The sequence below is a fragment of the Roseinatronobacter sp. NSM genome (assembly GCF_052379845.1).
Classification (GTDB): domain Bacteria; phylum Pseudomonadota; class Alphaproteobacteria; order Rhodobacterales; family Rhodobacteraceae; genus Roseinatronobacter.
Genome location: NZ_JBQTCF010000001.1, coordinates 163,612 through 177,199, shown reverse-complemented (window position 1 = coordinate 177,199; position 13,588 = coordinate 163,612). Strand labels below are relative to the sequence as shown.

The following is a 13,588-nucleotide window of genomic DNA, read 5'->3' as shown; positions in this document are numbered from 1 at the left end:
GATAGCAGTTCGCCACCAAGCTGGGCCAGCCCCCCGCCAAGGTCAAGGGCGCAAGGGGAAATCACGCACCGCTGCGTAAAATATCAGTAATCAACACGCCGGTAACAGCTTCCCTGCCAAGCAGGTTTTGCGCAGTTTCCAGCAACGCCTGCCGCAACAGTGTCATATTGTTGTTGGACGTGAACATTCCGTCAAACCCGCCGCTATTGGCGTGATCGAACATGACTTGCAAAAAACGGTCGCGCAGCCTGGGTTCATTGCGCGCAACCGCATCCTGTTCCGCGCTGGCCACTTCCAGTGTCAGCGACATGACAATCACCGACACAATCCTGTCCCCTTCCAGCAGGGGCACCATGAACTGGTTTTGCATGTCATGCAGCGTGATATCCAGATGGGACAGTTCGGGCATCGGCAAATCTTCAGTTGCGATATCCTCTGGCTCGGGCACAGGGCGCAACCATAGCCCGGCACCAATGCCGCCCCCAAGCCCCAGCAGGATAAGTAGAATCGGTATCAGCTTTGCCATGGTGCCCCCTTGCGCCCGAACCTTCAGAACGGTGCCAGAATATCGATGATCTGTTCGCCATAGCGCGGTTGTTGCATTGTAGAAATCACACCGCGCCCCCCATAGGAAATGCGCGCACCCGCAATTTTGTCATAGGTGATTTCATTCTGGCGCGAAATATCAGTAGGCCGGACATACCCGGTCACCAGCAATTCGCGCAATTCGTGATTCACCCGCACTTCCTGACGCCCTTCGATGCGCAAGACACCGTTGGGCAGCACCTCCACAACTGTTGAGGCCACACGCAGGGTCAGCTTTTCGTTGCGCCGCACGGACCCGTTGCCGGAAAAACTGCTGCCGCTGTTGGTTTCGATCCCTGCGCCAATGCTTAACCCGCCTTCATTCTTGCGGTCAAACGCCTGTGGCAACCCAAAGAGCTGTGGAATGGCCATGCTGCTGGACCCTGTGCGCCCGCGCGAGGTGTTGTTCGAAATTTCGGCACTGTCATTTATCTCGATCACAACAGTCATGATGTCGCCCTGCCGACCAGCCCGCCGGTCCCCCAGAAGCGAGCGTTGACTGACCGACCAAAGCGAGGACTGTGCCGCAGCGGGGCGCGGTTCATTGGTTTCAGGCAGGGGCACGCGGTACAGCGCGGCATGTTCAATGCTTTGATCAGGGGCACTGAAGGCCGGCGCGCGGCCCACCTCGTTCAGCGGCTGACAGGCGGCCAGCGCGACCCCGCACAACAACAGCGCAAGCCTGCGTCGGGAAGATGTGTTGTTCATGATACCCTCATGGTAATGTGTCTTCTAACGCAGGGACACGCGCTGCGCGCCAACTTCTACAACGCCGTCATACAGGACCGTTCCCTGCACAGACTGGCGCGACGACAGGTTCATCACACTGACCTGATCCCCGATGGCCCCGCGCGCCAGCGCGCGCCCTTCGGTCAGAATGGTCAGTGGCCCGCGCCGATAGACAATTTGCACCACGTCGTTGCGTTCCACCACAGCGGCAGGGCCAAGTTCGGACAGGCGCACCGGACGGCCCGGATAGATGGCAACCCGCGTTTCCAGCCCGATCACCTGATCTGCCGTGGTCGCCGCGCCCACGATTGTGCCATCTTGCAAAATGACATCGCCCACGCCAATAACTTCGGCTGCGCGGATCAGACGGGTGGCAACCAATGTCTGGCCCAGCGCCATGTCGGGAAGGAAAAACAGAAGGATCAGGACAAACCGCATCAGCGCACCTGCGTCGTTGCGCCCATCATCTGGTCAACAGCCGTGATCACCTTGGAATTCAACTCATAGCCGCGCTGCGCCTTGATAAGTTCGGTCATCTCGCGCACCGGATCAACGGAGCTTTCTTCCAGATAGCCCTGGCGCACTGTGCCCAGCCCGTCTGTGCCGGGCGCGGCCTCGAACCCGGGGCCAGACGCTTCAGTTTCCAGAAACAGGTTCGACCCCATCGCTTCCAGTCCCTTTTCATTGGCAAAACCCGTCAATGTCAGTTGGCCCAGAAGCTGGGGCTGCACCTGCCCGATGAAATAGGCATACACCTCACCATCGGCATTGATGGAAATCGACCGCGCATCGTTGGGAATGACAATGCCGGGGGCCACTTCGAACCCTTCGGAATTGACGATCAGCCCGTCGCCAGTGCGTTTGAGCGCACCATCGCGCGTATAGGCCGCCTGACCGTCGGGCAAGGTCACCGAAATAAAGCCCTTCCCCTCAATGGCGATGTCCAGATCGCCGTTGGTCTGGGCCAGCGCGCCTTGTTGTATATGCATGCTGACAGCAGCCGGGCGCACCCCAAGCCCAAGCTGAATACCTGTGGGCAGCACTGTTCCATCTGCCGCATTGATGGACCCCGCGCGCGCAAATTGCTGATAATGCAGATCCGCAAATTCAGCGCGGCGCGCATTATAGCCAGATGTGCTCATATTGGCGAGGTTGTTGGAAATCGTATCAACGCGCATCTGTTGCGCGCTCATTCCCGTGGCGGCGATATGAAGCGCTTTCATCACTTGTTCCTTTTCATAACTATCGGCCCAGTGTCTGGATTACATTCTTGATGCGTTCATCTTCGCGTTCCAGCAGGCGCTGGCCCTGTTCATAGGCGCGCTGAACCTCGATCATCCGGGCCATTTCAGGCATCGGGTCCACATTCGACCCTTCCAGAAAGCCCTGGCGCACGCGCGCATCCAGCACAGGTTCCACATCGCCATCCACCTCGAACACAGTTCCGGCGCCGCGCGTCATGGCGTTGGGGTCCACCGGGCGCACCAGACCAACCTGTGCAAAGGGCTGGCCATCGGCGGAAAACGTGCCGTCATCGGACATGGCAATGGTGCGCGCATCAGGGGGCACGAAAATCGGCGCGCCGCCCGCATCCAGCAGAAAATGCCCATCCATATTGACCAATTCCCCCGCTTCATTCGGGGTAAACATGCCCGCGCGCGTCAGGCGTGGGCCTTGTGGGGTTTCCAGTTGAAAGAACCCCTCGCCTTGGATGGCAAGGTCGAAATTGCCATTGGTCTGCACCAGTTCGCCCTGGGTCTGGAAGGTCTGGCGCGTATTGCCCAGCGCCATGGACATGGACGTATCCTGCCCCTGCCCACCCACGACAAATTCAGAAAACACCATGCCTTCGCGGCGATATCCGGTTGTGGCGGCGTTGGCGATGTTATGCGCGATGACCTGCATTTCACGCTTCAGCCCCGCAAGGCGCGTCAGCGTCACATAGGCAGCATTATCCATTATATGCCCCCTGCAATTAGCGGGATGATCTCTTCGTGGAAAAAATTGACCAGAGTTGCGGTCATGAAGCTCATCGATACCCAGAAGATCACGACAATTGCCGCCAGTTTCGGCACAAAAGTCAGCGTCATTTCCTGAATGGATGTCAGCGCCTGAAACAACCCGACAGTAATGCCCGCGACAAGCGCAGCACTCAGAATAGGAATTGAAATCAGCGTGGCGACCCACAGGCCGTGACGCAAGGTATCGAAGAAGACCGCTTCATTCATGGCTTAGACCGGCATCCGCAGGATTTCGAGATACGCCTCGACAACCTTGTTGCGCACGGCAACTGCGGTTTCCACCGCCAGTTCGGTGGCGGCCACAGCCTCGACCAGGGCGTGGGGGTTTGCGCCCGACACCATGGAACTGGTAGCCGCCGTGTCCGCCTGACGCAAAGTTTCGGTAAAGCTGGCCATCTGGGCGCCGAACACGGCCTCGGCGCGCGGTGTGGTCGCTTCCTTGGGGGCTGGCGCGGCGGCGTTGCGCGCCAGATCGTAGCTTTGCATCGCAATACTTGCTGGAATGGTCATATCCTGAATCCTTCTTTAACGGCGCAGCAGGTCAAGCAGGCTTTGCGACATCTGCCGCGCCTGATCGAACATGCGTAAATTGGCCTCATAGCTGCGCCCCGCTTCGCGCGCGTCGGCAGTTTCAATCATCCGGTCGACAGATGACCCTTCATAATATCCCGCCTCATCCGCAAGGGCATGGTCGGGGTCATAAATCTTTGGCAAATCGCCACGGTGAAGTTCCACAGGACCCACAGAAACACGCGAAAGCCCTGTCGCGCGGTCCAGTGTGGCGTGGAAATCAATTGTTTTGCGCCGGTAGCCGGGGGTATCGGCATTGGCAATATTTTCCGACACATGCCGGATGCGGCGCGACTGCGCCTCCATCCCCGATGCCGCGACAGAAAAAATTCCGAACAGATCAGCCATTTTGCGCCCCCCTAATTTCCAAGTGCCTTGCGCAGGATATTGCGCGCCGAAGCATAGACCGACAGCGCCATGTCATGGCTTTGCCGGGTTTCAGCAGCGCGCATCATCTGCTGTTCAAGGGACACAGTGTTGCCGTTGGGGGAACGCGATGTGGCGGTGGTGTCAACGCGTGCCGACACTTCCGGACCGGCCGCACCAAACCCGAAATGGCCCGCCCGCGTTGAACGCATGGACAGGCCATTGCCGATAACATCACCAAAGCTGGGCAAATCGCGCGCCTGATAGCCGGGCGTGTCGGCATGGGCGACATTTTCGGATATCACCACCTGCCGTGCGGCAGCGTGGCGTGCCATTTGCTGCGCCATGCGCATGACATCAGGTAATTCGAACATGAGGGCTTCTCCCGTCATTTGGATACACTCATCCTTAAGACTGATTCGCTTAAGGATCGGTAACCAGACCACGCAAAAGCGGCAGAAGCCGCGAAAGGAATGTAATGAATCACCTGGATTCACTTCGTGCAGAAGTCATGAACCTGCGTATTGTCCGCATTTCCGGCCGGATCACGCGGATTGACGGGCAGTCCCTTGGCATAGCAGGTTTGGTTGGCGAGGCGCGAATCGGGGATTGGCTGAAAGTCACCACCCAAGCAGGGACGCAGGTTTACGCGGAAATCCTGCGGATGACGGAAACCGACGTGATTGCCCTGCCCGACGGGCCGTGCGACGGGCTGGCCATCGGGGACCGGGCGGAACTGATTGGCCCGCGCGGGCTGGCCCCCGATGACAGCTGGCTGGGCCGCATCATTGACCCCTATGGCCAACCGCTGGACGGCCGCCCCCTGTTGCAAGGCCCCGCCGCGCGCGCACTGCGCCAGACCCCGCCGGACCCTGCCAGACGTGGCCGGCTGGGGGCGCGGCTGGACACCGGAATGGCAGTTTTCAACACCCTTCTGCCACTGGTCGAGGGGCAGCGCATCGGCCTTTTTGCGGGCTCGGGCGTTGGCAAATCCATGTTGCTGGGCAATTTCGCGCGCAACATGCAAGCGGATGTCGTGGTTATCGCGCTGATCGGGGAACGCGGGCGCGAATTGCGCGACTTCATCGAAGATGTGCTTGGCCCCGAAGGGTTGGCGCGTTCGGTCGTCGTCACCGCAACATCGGACCAGCCGCCGCTGACGCGCAGGCGCTGCGCCGCCGCGGCCATGTGCGTGGCCGAACATTTCCGCGATCAAGGCAAACAGGTGTTGTATCTGGCCGACAGTATTACACGCCTGGCCGAAGCCCACCGCGAGGTCGCCCTGTCGGGTGGCGAAGATGCCAGCCTGCGCGGGTTTCCCCCGTCAACAGCACATCAGATCATGTCCTTGGCCGAACGCGCAGGCCCCGGTCTGGACGGGGTGGGCGCAATTACCGGAATCTTTACGGTTCTGGTGGCAGGGTCCGATATGGAAGAACCCGTGGCCGACATTCTGCGCGGCGTGCTGGACGGGCATGTAATCATGGACCGCGCCATTGCCGAACGCGGGCGTTTTCCGGCCATTGACGTGCTGCGGTCGGTCAGCCGCGCCTTGCCAAAGGCCGCGACACCAGAAGAAAACGCCCGCATTTCCGAAGCGCGGCGTATTCTGGGCGCCTATGACCGCGCGGAAATGATGATTCAGGCGGGCCTCTATGAAGCGGGGTCTGACCCGCTGGTGGACCGCGCCATCAAGGTCTGGCCGGGACTGGATGCGTTTGTCGGCGAAGCCGCACCCGGCGGAATACGCCAGGCCTTTGCCAAACTGGCGGCATGTCTGGATCAACCCGCACAATCCCAGCCCGCTGCGAAGAAAGGTAAAAAATAAAACCCGTTTCCCCTTGGCGCGGAATTGCACTAAACGGGGGCAAATTTGCATGAACGGGGACCATCATGGCGCGAATTCTGATCACCTCGGCCCTGCCATATATCAATGGCATCAAACATCTGGGCAATCTTGTCGGCAGCCAGCTTCCGGCGGACCTGTATGCGCGCTATTGCCGCGCGCGCGGGCATGAAGTGATGTTCATTTGCGCCACCGACGAACACGGCACCCCCGCGGAACTGGCCGCCGCCAAGGTGGGCAAACCCGTCGCAGAGTATTGCGCCGAAATGCATGATGTGCAGGCCGAACTGGCGCGCGGGTTCCGCCTGTCCTTTGACCATTACGGGCGGTCCTCCAGTCAGCGCAACCACATGCTGACGCAGCATCTGGCAGGCAAACTGGCCGATGCGGGCCTGATTTCGGAAGTATCGGAAAAACAGGTTTATTCCAATGCCGATGGCCGCTTCCTGCCCGACCGCTATATTGAGGGCACCTGCCCCAATTGCGGCTATGACCGCGCGCGCGGTGATCAATGCGAAAACTGCACCAAACAACTGGACCCGACCGACCTGATTGCCCCGCGTTCCGCCATTTCCGGCTCCACCGATCTGGAAGTGCGCGAAACCAAGCATCTGTTCCTGCGGCAATCGAACATGCGTGACCAGCTGGACACCTGGATCGACAGCCAGCGCGGCTGGCCGGTGCTGACCACCTCGATTGCGAAAAAATGGCTGCATGACGGAAACGGCTTGCAAGACCGTGGCATAACCCGCGATCTGGATTGGGGAATTCCCGTCAAGCGCGGCACGCAGGACTGGCCGGGCATGGAAGGCAAGGTGTTCTATGTGTGGTTTGACGCCCCCATTGAATATATTGCCGCCACGGCAGAATGGGCCGATGCGCAGGGCCTTGATGATGCCGCGTGGCAGCGCTGGTGGCGCACGGACCTTGGCGCGGATGATGTTCGATATGTGCAATTCATGGGCAAGGACAATGTGCCGTTCCACACCCTTAGCTTCCCTGCAACGCTGATGGGTTCGGGCGAGCCGTGGAAACTGGTAAATTACATCAAGTCCTTCAATTATCTGAATTATGATGGTGGGCAATTTTCCACATCGCAAGGGCGCGGCGTGTTCATGGATCAGGCGTTGGGCATTCTGCCCGCTGATTACTGGCGCTGGTGGCTGTTGTCCCATGCCCCCGAAAGTTCGGATTCTGAATTCACATGGGAAAATTTCCAAGCGAGCGTCAACAAGGATCTGGCAGATGTGCTGGGCAATCTGGTCAGCCGCGTGACAAAATTCTGCCGGTCCAAATTTGGCGAAACCGTGCCTGCGGGCGGCAGTTTCGGCACGCGCGAAACCGCGCTTATGGATGCGCTGACAACGCGCCTGCGCGCCTATGAAACGCATATGGAAGCGATGGAAATTCGCAAATCCGCCGCAGAGTTGCGCGCGCTTTGGGTTTTGGGAAATGAATATCTGCAGGATGCAGCGCCGTGGTCAACCTTCAAATCCGACCCTGAACAGGCAGCTGCGCAAATCCGGTTGGCGCTGAACCTGATCCGGTTCTACGCCATCATTTCGCGCCCCTTCATCCCTGATGCGGCCGCCAGCATGATGACCGGTATGCACTGTAATGACTGGTCCTGGCCCGACAGCCTGGCCGATGCACTGGCCCATCTTGACGCGGGCCATGCCTTCAGCGTGCCCGAAGTCTTGTTTACCAAAATCACCGATGAAAACCGCGCGGATTGGGAAGAACGGTTTTCAGGCCAGCGCTAGGCGCGGTTTTCATCTTTTCATGCGCCAAACCCTGCATTAGGCTTGGCGCATGTTTACGATTGAACACGATTTTGACGCCACAATAGTCACCCTTGTGGACGAAGGCGCCCCGCGCGAGGAAGAATTGCGCGAGGATATCATTATAACAGCCTTTGAAGATTGCGTGACCTTGCGCCAGTTTGACCCGCAGCGCGATGATGATGTGGTGATCACGCTGTCCATCACGCAATTGCGGGATCTGGGCGCGGCGCTGGACCTGCCCGAAGGCAGCTACCGCCTGACGCCTAAGGGGCAGAAACGCTAGCGCAAGCCGCCCAAGGCTGCATCGGCGTGGCGCGGTTCTGCGCTGCGGCGTCAACATTGTTTGACAATACCCCGCCCCCTCCGGCAGGTTGGGGTCAAGACGGGGACGAATCACCTTCCCGCACCCCCGACAGCGACACAGGAATGCGCCCCATGCGGGGCAGAGGAAAGGAAGTGCCATGCTTACCAATGATCAACTCAGCCAGTGGGACCGCGAGAATTTTCTGCACCCTTCAACGGCGTTTGGCCAGCATGCGCGCGGGGAAAGCGCGAACCGCATTGTCAAAACCGGCAGCGGCGTCTTCATTGAGGACCGCGACGGAAACCGCCTGCTGGACGCTTTCGCAGGGCTGTATTGCGTCAATGTAGGGTATGGGCGCACGGAAATTGCCGAAGCGATTTCCAAACAGGCGCATGAGCTGTCCTATTACCACGCCTATGTGGGCCACGGCACCGAAGCGTCCATCACGCTGGCCAAAATGGTGGCAGACCGCGCGCCCGCGCATATGAACAAGGTCTATTTCGGCCTTGGCGGGTCGGATGCCAATGAAACCAACGTGAAACTTGTCTGGTATATCCAGAACGTGCTGGGCCGCCCCGAAAAGCGCAAGATCATCTCGCGCTGGCGCGGCTATCACGGGTCGGGCCTGATTACGGGGTCGCTGACGGGGCTGACGCCGTTTCACAACAAATTCGGCCTGCCCCTGTCCGAGGTCGTCCATACCGAAGCGCCCTATTACTTCCGCCGCCCGCGCAAGGACATGTCCGAAGCAGACTTCACCGCCCATTGCGCTGCCGAACTGGAAGCGCTGATAGACCGCGAAGGCGCGGACACAATCGGGGCCTTTATCGGGGAACCGATCCTGGGCACAGGCGGCATTGTCCCCCCGCCCGCCGGGTATTGGGACGCCATCCAGACCATCCTGAAAAAGCATGACATCTTGCTCATCGCGGATGAGGTCGTCACGGGATTTGGCCGGTTGGGCACCATGATGGGGTCCACACATTACGGCATCACGCCTGACATCATTACCATCGCCAAGGGGCTGACATCCGCCTATGCGCCCTTGTCAGGGTCCATCGTCAGTGATGATCTGTTCAAGGTGCTGGAAGAGGGCACAGACAAATTCGGGCCATTCGGGCATGGCTGGACCTATTCGGCGCATCCCATCGGCGCGGCTGCGGGGGTTGCCAACCTGAAACTGGTGGATGATCTGGGGCTGGTGCAAAATGCCCGCGACACGGGCGCGTATGTCCAGCAGGCGCTGAAAACCGCGCTTGCGTCCCACCGTTTCGTGGGCGATGTGCGCGGTGAAGGGTTGATGGCCGCTGTCGAATTGCAGCATGACCCCGCAACCGGCACCGATTTTGACGCCACCGACAAGGTGACCGCGCGCGTCGTGGGTGAAATGGCCAAGCGCAATGTCATCGCCCGCGCCATGCCCCAAGGCGAAATTATCGGCTTCGCCCCGCCACTATGCATCACCCGCGCTGAAATTGATCAGGTGGTGGATGTCACGGTTGACGCCCTTAACGCTGTCACCGGGCCATTGTAACACGTTCTCCCCCTTTTTCCGTCGGGTAAACCCCCGGAAAAGGGGCGTTTTCCGCCCTGTCCAAGGTTCGCGCGCCCATGACCACCACCAACCCCAATTTCACCGATGCCGAATACGAAGCCCGCGTTGCCCAGACACGCGCCGACATGTCCAAACGCGGGATTGACCTGCTTATCATCTCGGACCCGTCCAACATGAACTGGATATCGGGCTATGACGGCTGGTCTTTCTATGTGCATCAGGCTGTGCTTTTGCCGATGGAGGGCGAACCTGTCTGGTGGGGGCGCGGCATTGATGAACCCGGCGCCCGCCGCACTGTGTTCATGAAAGATAGCGCAAATATCGTTCCCTATGATGACAGCTATGTTCAGAACCCCCAAAAACATACAATGGAAGCGCTGTCCGCGCTGATCATCGATCGGGGCTGGAATACCGGCTGGATCGGGGTCGAGATGGACAATTACTATTATTCCGCCGCCGCGCACCAAACCCTCGTCAACCATCTGGGCGACGCGCGGTTTGTCGATGCCACAGGGCTGGTCAACTGGCAAAGGCTTATCAAATCAGAGTCGGAATTGCTGTATATGCGCCGTGCGGCGCGCATCGTGGAACGCATGCATCAGGTTATTCTGGACGTGGCCGAACCGGGCATGCCCAAGAATATGCTGGTGGCCGAAATCACCCGCGCGGGCATTCAGGGCGCAGACGGGCAATGGGGGGATTATCCCGCGATTGTGCCCATGGCCCCGTCAGGGCTGGATGCCACAGCGGCACATCTGACATGGGATGACCGGCCCATGCGCGCGGGCGAAGCGACATTCTTCGAAATCGCCGGGGTGCACCGGCGCTACCATTGCCCGCAATCGCGCACCTTGTTTTTCGGCACAGTGCCAGACATGTATCGCCGCGCCGAAGACGCCGTTCTTGAAGCCACCGAAGCGGGGCTTGCCTATTGCCGGGCCGGTGCGCGCGCCGAAGATGTGGCCATCGCCTTCAATGTCACACTGAACAAAAAGGGCTTTGCCAAGGACAACCGCTGCGGATATTCTATTGGGCTCAGCTATCCGCCCGATTGGGGCGAACGCACCTTGTCCTTGCGCAGCGGGGCCATGACGGAACTGAAACCGGGCATGGTGCTTCATTTCATGCCCGCACTTTGGCTGGACGATGGGGGGCTGGAAATTACCGAACCTGTCCTTATCACTGAAAACGGGCCAGAATTGCTGTGCAACACCCCAAGAGAGATCTTTGTGAAATAATGTTGTGCGATCATACGCATCCCGCACAACCTGTTTTTCATTCTGGTTCAAATATCCAAAAAAATCTGGCACCGCGCGGTGGGGGGCTTTGCCCCCCATCCGCCCTGCGCATCAGTCGTTCATCAGGCGGCTGACAACAATGGTGACTTCGGGTTTCTTGCCGATTTCTTCCATCGTGACCTGACGCACCACGCGGCGCAACCCGTCATTGAGTTTGTCATCATCGGCCATCGTCTTGGCCCCCGCGCGTTCCAGATACTGCGCCAGTTCTTCTTCAATGATTTCATTCAACGGCGCACCGCCCTTGCCCGTCGGGCGAAGCCCGACAATCTCGGCCCATGGGTCGCCCAGAAGATCGTCTTCTTCATCCAGGATCAGCGTCACAAACACATGCCCGCCAATCGCCATGCGGATACGGTCGCGCACAACCCCGTCCATCGCCCCGATCATGCGGCTGCCATCCAGATAGACACGGCCGGTTTCCACCTCATCCACCAGAACCGGCGCGTCGCCGCTCAGGTCCACAACGGACCCGTTCGGCACCACCATGGATTGCATGCCCCGCGCGATGGCCAGTTTCGCGTGTTCATGCAACATGCGGTGTTCGCCATGGATGGGGATCAGAATCTGCGGTTGGATCAGGTCATGCATCGCTTCCAGATCGGGGCGGTTGGCATGGCCTGACACATGATACAGGCGTTCGGAATTATCCAGCACATCAACGCCCATCTGCGACAGCGCATTGACCACACGCCCCACTTCGCGTTCATTGCCCGGAATTGTCATGGACGAAAACAGAAACGTATCGCCTTCTTTCATGTTCAGGCCCATATAAGTGCCGCGCGCCAGTTGCGCCGATGCCGCACGCCGTTCGCCCTGACTGCCCGTGACAATCAGCAACAGGTTTTCGCGCGGCACATCTTTGGCAGCTTCGGGGCTTATGGTGGGTGGAAAATCCTTCAGGATACCGGCTTCCGTCGCCACTTGCGTCATGCGCAACATGGCCCGCCCCATCAGACACACAGACCGCCCCGCTTCATGCGCGGCAACAGCCAGCGTTTTCAACCGCGCCACATTTGATGCAAATGTCGTGGCCACAACCATGCCGCGCGCGTCGCGCATCAGTTGGGCAATGGGGTCTGTCAAGCTGGCCTCGGACCGGCCCGCGTGCTTGTTCATGACATTCGTACTGTCACATAGCAGCGCCTTGACGCCGCTGCGCCCGATCTGCGCAAGCAATTCGGGGTCATGCGGCTCGCCCACGCCGGGGGTGCGGTCGGCCTTGAAATCGCCGGAATGCACGACGCGCCCCGCAGGCGTGTCAATCACCACCCCAGATGCCTCGGGCAGGGAATGCGCCACCGGGAACAGTTGCACCCGGAAGGGGCCAAGCTCCAGGGCTTCGGGGGCCTTGCCTACGGTAATCACTTGTTCGGGGTCCTGGCCTGCATCCTGCATTTTCAGCCGTGCAATCCGCGCGGTAAAATCGCGGGCATAGACCGGCACTTTCAGCTTATGCCACAATTGCCCGACTGCGCCGACATGGTCTTCATGCGCATGGGTAATGATGATCCCTTCCAGACGGTCGCGCCGGTCTTCCAGCCAGCGCAGGTCGGGCATGATAAGGTCTACGCCGGGGCTGGACGCCATATCCGCAAAGGTTACACCCAGATCAACAAGGATCAGGCGTTCGCGCCCCTTTGGCCCATAGCCGAAGACATAGGCATTCATGCCCACCTCGCCTGCGCCACCAAGGGGAAGATAGATCAGCCTGTCTTTGCTCATGCCCGCTCCTGTATACTGCTATTGGCCTTGTTATAGTCGTAAATGACGCAAAGGCCATGTAATGTCAGATCATCCTCGACCGTGTCAAACAGCGTTTGCGCCTGCGCGAACAGCGGCGCAAGCCCACCTGTGCCGATAATTTTCATCGGTCGGCCATATTCCGCGCGGATGCGCGCCGTTATCCCCTCGATCAGGCCGATATAGCCCCAGAACACGCCCGACTGAATGCAGGTCACCGTGTCGGTGCCAATCACCTTGTCGGGGCGTGAAATATCAACATGCGGCAGCGCCGCCGCGCCCTGATGCAACGCTTCCAGCGACAGGTTCACCCCCGGAGAGATGACCCCCCCCACATAGGCCCCGTCATGGGCGACCACATCAAAATTCGTGGCCGTGCCAAAATCCACCACGACCACATCGCCGCCATGGCGGTGAAACGCGCCAGCGGCATTGGCCAGCCGGTCAGGGCCGGGGCGCACGCCTTCGTCCACGCGGGGCGGCACCGGCAACAGGCAGTCGGGCTTGCCCACCACCAGCGGGCGGCACCCGAAATAGCGGTCACATAACACGCGCAGGTTGAAAACCACCCGCGGCACAGTTGATGAAATGATCACATCCGTGATATCAAGCTCCACCCCCTTGATATTCATCAAGGTGGACAGCCAGACATAATACTGGTCTGCGGTGCGCGTGACTTCGGTGGCGGTGCGCCATGTCGCAAGAAACTGCGTCCCATCGCACACTGCGAACACAGTATTTGTATTGCCGCAATCAATGGTCAGAAGCATTCTGCCGCCCTTTCATG

16 protein-coding genes are annotated in these 13,588 nt (G+C 59.5%); 5 read left to right on the top strand and 11 right to left on the bottom strand.

From position 1 onward, the window contains the following. Positions 1–61 precede the first annotated feature (61 nt). Genes ACTZWY_RS00840 through ACTZWY_RS00800 form a run of 9 tightly spaced genes read right to left on the bottom strand, consistent with a single transcriptional unit; the run spans position 62 to position 4,645 of the window. The gene (locus ACTZWY_RS00840; protein ID WP_444788769.1) at positions 62–526 is read right to left on the bottom strand and encodes a flagellar basal body-associated FliL family protein; all 465 of its coding nucleotides are present in this window, start codon (positions 524–526) and stop codon (positions 62–64) included. A 23-nt stretch (positions 527–549) separates the two neighbouring features. Next, the gene (flgH, locus tag ACTZWY_RS00835; RefSeq protein WP_444788768.1) at positions 550–1,293 is read right to left on the bottom strand and encodes a flagellar basal body L-ring protein FlgH; all 744 of its coding nucleotides are present in this window, start codon (positions 1,291–1,293) and stop codon (positions 550–552) included. Positions 1,294–1,317: 24 nt separating this feature from the next. Beyond that, positions 1,318–1,752 carry a flagellar basal body P-ring formation chaperone FlgA gene (flgA, locus tag ACTZWY_RS00830; protein ID WP_444788767.1) on the bottom strand — a complete coding sequence of 145 codons (435 nt, stop codon included), beginning with the start codon at positions 1,750–1,752 and terminating at the stop codon, positions 1,318–1,320. Further along, positions 1,752–2,537 carry a flagellar basal-body rod protein FlgG gene (gene flgG / locus ACTZWY_RS00825; protein ID WP_444788766.1) on the bottom strand — a complete coding sequence of 262 codons (786 nt, stop codon included), beginning with the start codon at positions 2,535–2,537 and terminating at the stop codon, positions 1,752–1,754. Before flgG ends, flgA begins: the two co-directional genes overlap by 1 nt. Before the next feature lie 19 nt (positions 2,538–2,556). Next, on the bottom strand, positions 2,557–3,273 hold the full coding sequence (locus ACTZWY_RS00820) for a flagellar hook-basal body complex protein (RefSeq protein ID WP_444788765.1): 717 nt from the start codon (positions 3,271–3,273) through the stop codon (positions 2,557–2,559). Further along, a complete protein-coding gene (locus ACTZWY_RS00815) occupies positions 3,273–3,542 on the bottom strand; it encodes a flagellar biosynthetic protein FliQ (protein ID WP_444788764.1) in 270 nt (89 codons plus the stop codon). Before ACTZWY_RS00815 ends, ACTZWY_RS00820 begins: the two co-directional genes overlap by 1 nt. Positions 3,543–3,545: 3 nt before the next feature. Next, positions 3,546–3,845 carry a flagellar hook-basal body complex protein FliE gene (gene fliE / locus ACTZWY_RS00810; RefSeq protein WP_444788763.1) on the bottom strand — a complete coding sequence of 100 codons (300 nt, stop codon included), beginning with the start codon at positions 3,843–3,845 and terminating at the stop codon, positions 3,546–3,548. A gap of 15 nt (positions 3,846–3,860) precedes the next feature. Next, entirely contained in the window at positions 3,861–4,253 is a 393-nt protein-coding gene (gene flgC / locus ACTZWY_RS00805; RefSeq protein ID WP_444788762.1) for a flagellar basal body rod protein FlgC, read from the bottom strand. 11 nt (positions 4,254–4,264) lie between these two features. Next, entirely contained in the window at positions 4,265–4,645 is a 381-nt protein-coding gene (locus ACTZWY_RS00800) for a FlgB family protein (RefSeq protein ID WP_444788761.1), read from the bottom strand. A gap of 104 nt (positions 4,646–4,749) precedes the next feature. On the opposite strand from ACTZWY_RS00800, the gene ACTZWY_RS00795 reads away from it, so the two are divergent. The 5 genes from ACTZWY_RS00795 (at position 4,750) to ACTZWY_RS00775 (ending at position 10,998) form a co-directional block, all read left to right on the top strand. Next, the gene (locus ACTZWY_RS00795; RefSeq protein ID WP_444788760.1) at positions 4,750–6,099 is read left to right on the top strand and encodes a FliI/YscN family ATPase; all 1,350 of its coding nucleotides are present in this window, start codon (positions 4,750–4,752) and stop codon (positions 6,097–6,099) included. A 65-nt stretch (positions 6,100–6,164) separates the two neighbouring features. Next, a complete protein-coding gene (metG, locus tag ACTZWY_RS00790; protein WP_444788759.1) occupies positions 6,165–7,880 on the top strand; it encodes a methionine--tRNA ligase in 1,716 nt (571 codons plus the stop codon). Positions 7,881–7,929: 49 nt separating this feature from the next. Further along, a complete protein-coding gene (locus ACTZWY_RS00785; RefSeq protein ID WP_444788758.1) occupies positions 7,930–8,184 on the top strand; it encodes a hypothetical protein in 255 nt (84 codons plus the stop codon). A 178-nt stretch (positions 8,185–8,362) separates the two neighbouring features. Next, positions 8,363–9,739, top strand: a complete 1,377-nt coding sequence (locus tag ACTZWY_RS00780) for an aminotransferase (RefSeq protein ID WP_444788757.1) — start codon at positions 8,363–8,365, stop codon at positions 9,737–9,739. A 77-nt stretch (positions 9,740–9,816) separates the two neighbouring features. Further along, a complete protein-coding gene (locus ACTZWY_RS00775; RefSeq protein ID WP_444788756.1) occupies positions 9,817–10,998 on the top strand; it encodes a M24 family metallopeptidase in 1,182 nt (393 codons plus the stop codon). A gap of 111 nt (positions 10,999–11,109) precedes the next feature. Here ACTZWY_RS00775 and ACTZWY_RS00770 read toward each other — a convergent pair whose 3' ends face one another. After that, on the bottom strand, positions 11,110–12,783 hold the full coding sequence (locus tag ACTZWY_RS00770; RefSeq protein WP_444788755.1) for a ribonuclease J: 1,674 nt from the start codon (positions 12,781–12,783) through the stop codon (positions 11,110–11,112). Then, positions 12,780–13,571: a type III pantothenate kinase gene (locus ACTZWY_RS00765; protein ID WP_444788754.1), complete on the bottom strand. Its 792-nt coding sequence runs from the start codon at positions 13,569–13,571 to the stop codon at positions 12,780–12,782. Before ACTZWY_RS00765 ends, ACTZWY_RS00770 begins: the two co-directional genes overlap by 4 nt. Between the last annotated feature and the right edge of the window lie 17 nt (positions 13,572–13,588).

Excerpts from the sequence above, each read along its gene's own strand:
- ACTZWY_RS00795 (WP_444788760.1), top strand. The coding sequence starts at position 4,750 with ATGAATCACCTGGATTCACTTCGTGCAGAAGTCATGAACCTGCGTATT.
- ACTZWY_RS00765 (WP_444788754.1), bottom strand. The coding sequence starts at position 13,571 with ATGCTTCTGACCATTGATTGCGGCAATACAAATACTGTGTTCGCAGTG.
- ACTZWY_RS00815 (WP_444788764.1), bottom strand. The coding sequence starts at position 3,542 with ATGAATGAAGCGGTCTTCTTCGATACCTTGCGTCACGGCCTGTGGGTC.
- flgG (WP_444788766.1), bottom strand. The coding sequence starts at position 2,537 with ATGAAAGCGCTTCATATCGCCGCCACGGGAATGAGCGCGCAACAGATG.
- flgA (WP_444788767.1), bottom strand. The coding sequence starts at position 1,752 with ATGCGGTTTGTCCTGATCCTTCTGTTTTTCCTTCCCGACATGGCGCTG.
- ACTZWY_RS00780 (WP_444788757.1), top strand. The coding sequence starts at position 8,363 with ATGCTTACCAATGATCAACTCAGCCAGTGGGACCGCGAGAATTTTCTG.
- flgH (WP_444788768.1), bottom strand. The coding sequence starts at position 1,293 with ATGAACAACACATCTTCCCGACGCAGGCTTGCGCTGTTGTTGTGCGGG.
- metG (WP_444788759.1), top strand. The coding sequence starts at position 6,165 with ATGGCGCGAATTCTGATCACCTCGGCCCTGCCATATATCAATGGCATC.
- ACTZWY_RS00820 (WP_444788765.1), bottom strand. The coding sequence starts at position 3,273 with ATGGATAATGCTGCCTATGTGACGCTGACGCGCCTTGCGGGGCTGAAG.
- ACTZWY_RS00785 (WP_444788758.1), top strand. The coding sequence starts at position 7,930 with ATGTTTACGATTGAACACGATTTTGACGCCACAATAGTCACCCTTGTG.
- ACTZWY_RS00840 (WP_444788769.1), bottom strand. The coding sequence starts at position 526 with ATGGCAAAGCTGATACCGATTCTACTTATCCTGCTGGGGCTTGGGGGC.
- ACTZWY_RS00800 (WP_444788761.1), bottom strand. The coding sequence starts at position 4,645 with ATGTTCGAATTACCTGATGTCATGCGCATGGCGCAGCAAATGGCACGC.
- ACTZWY_RS00775 (WP_444788756.1), top strand. The coding sequence starts at position 9,817 with ATGACCACCACCAACCCCAATTTCACCGATGCCGAATACGAAGCCCGC.
- ACTZWY_RS00770 (WP_444788755.1), bottom strand. The coding sequence starts at position 12,783 with ATGAGCAAAGACAGGCTGATCTATCTTCCCCTTGGTGGCGCAGGCGAG.
- flgC (WP_444788762.1), bottom strand. The coding sequence starts at position 4,253 with ATGGCTGATCTGTTCGGAATTTTTTCTGTCGCGGCATCGGGGATGGAG.
- fliE (WP_444788763.1), bottom strand. The coding sequence starts at position 3,845 with ATGACCATTCCAGCAAGTATTGCGATGCAAAGCTACGATCTGGCGCGC.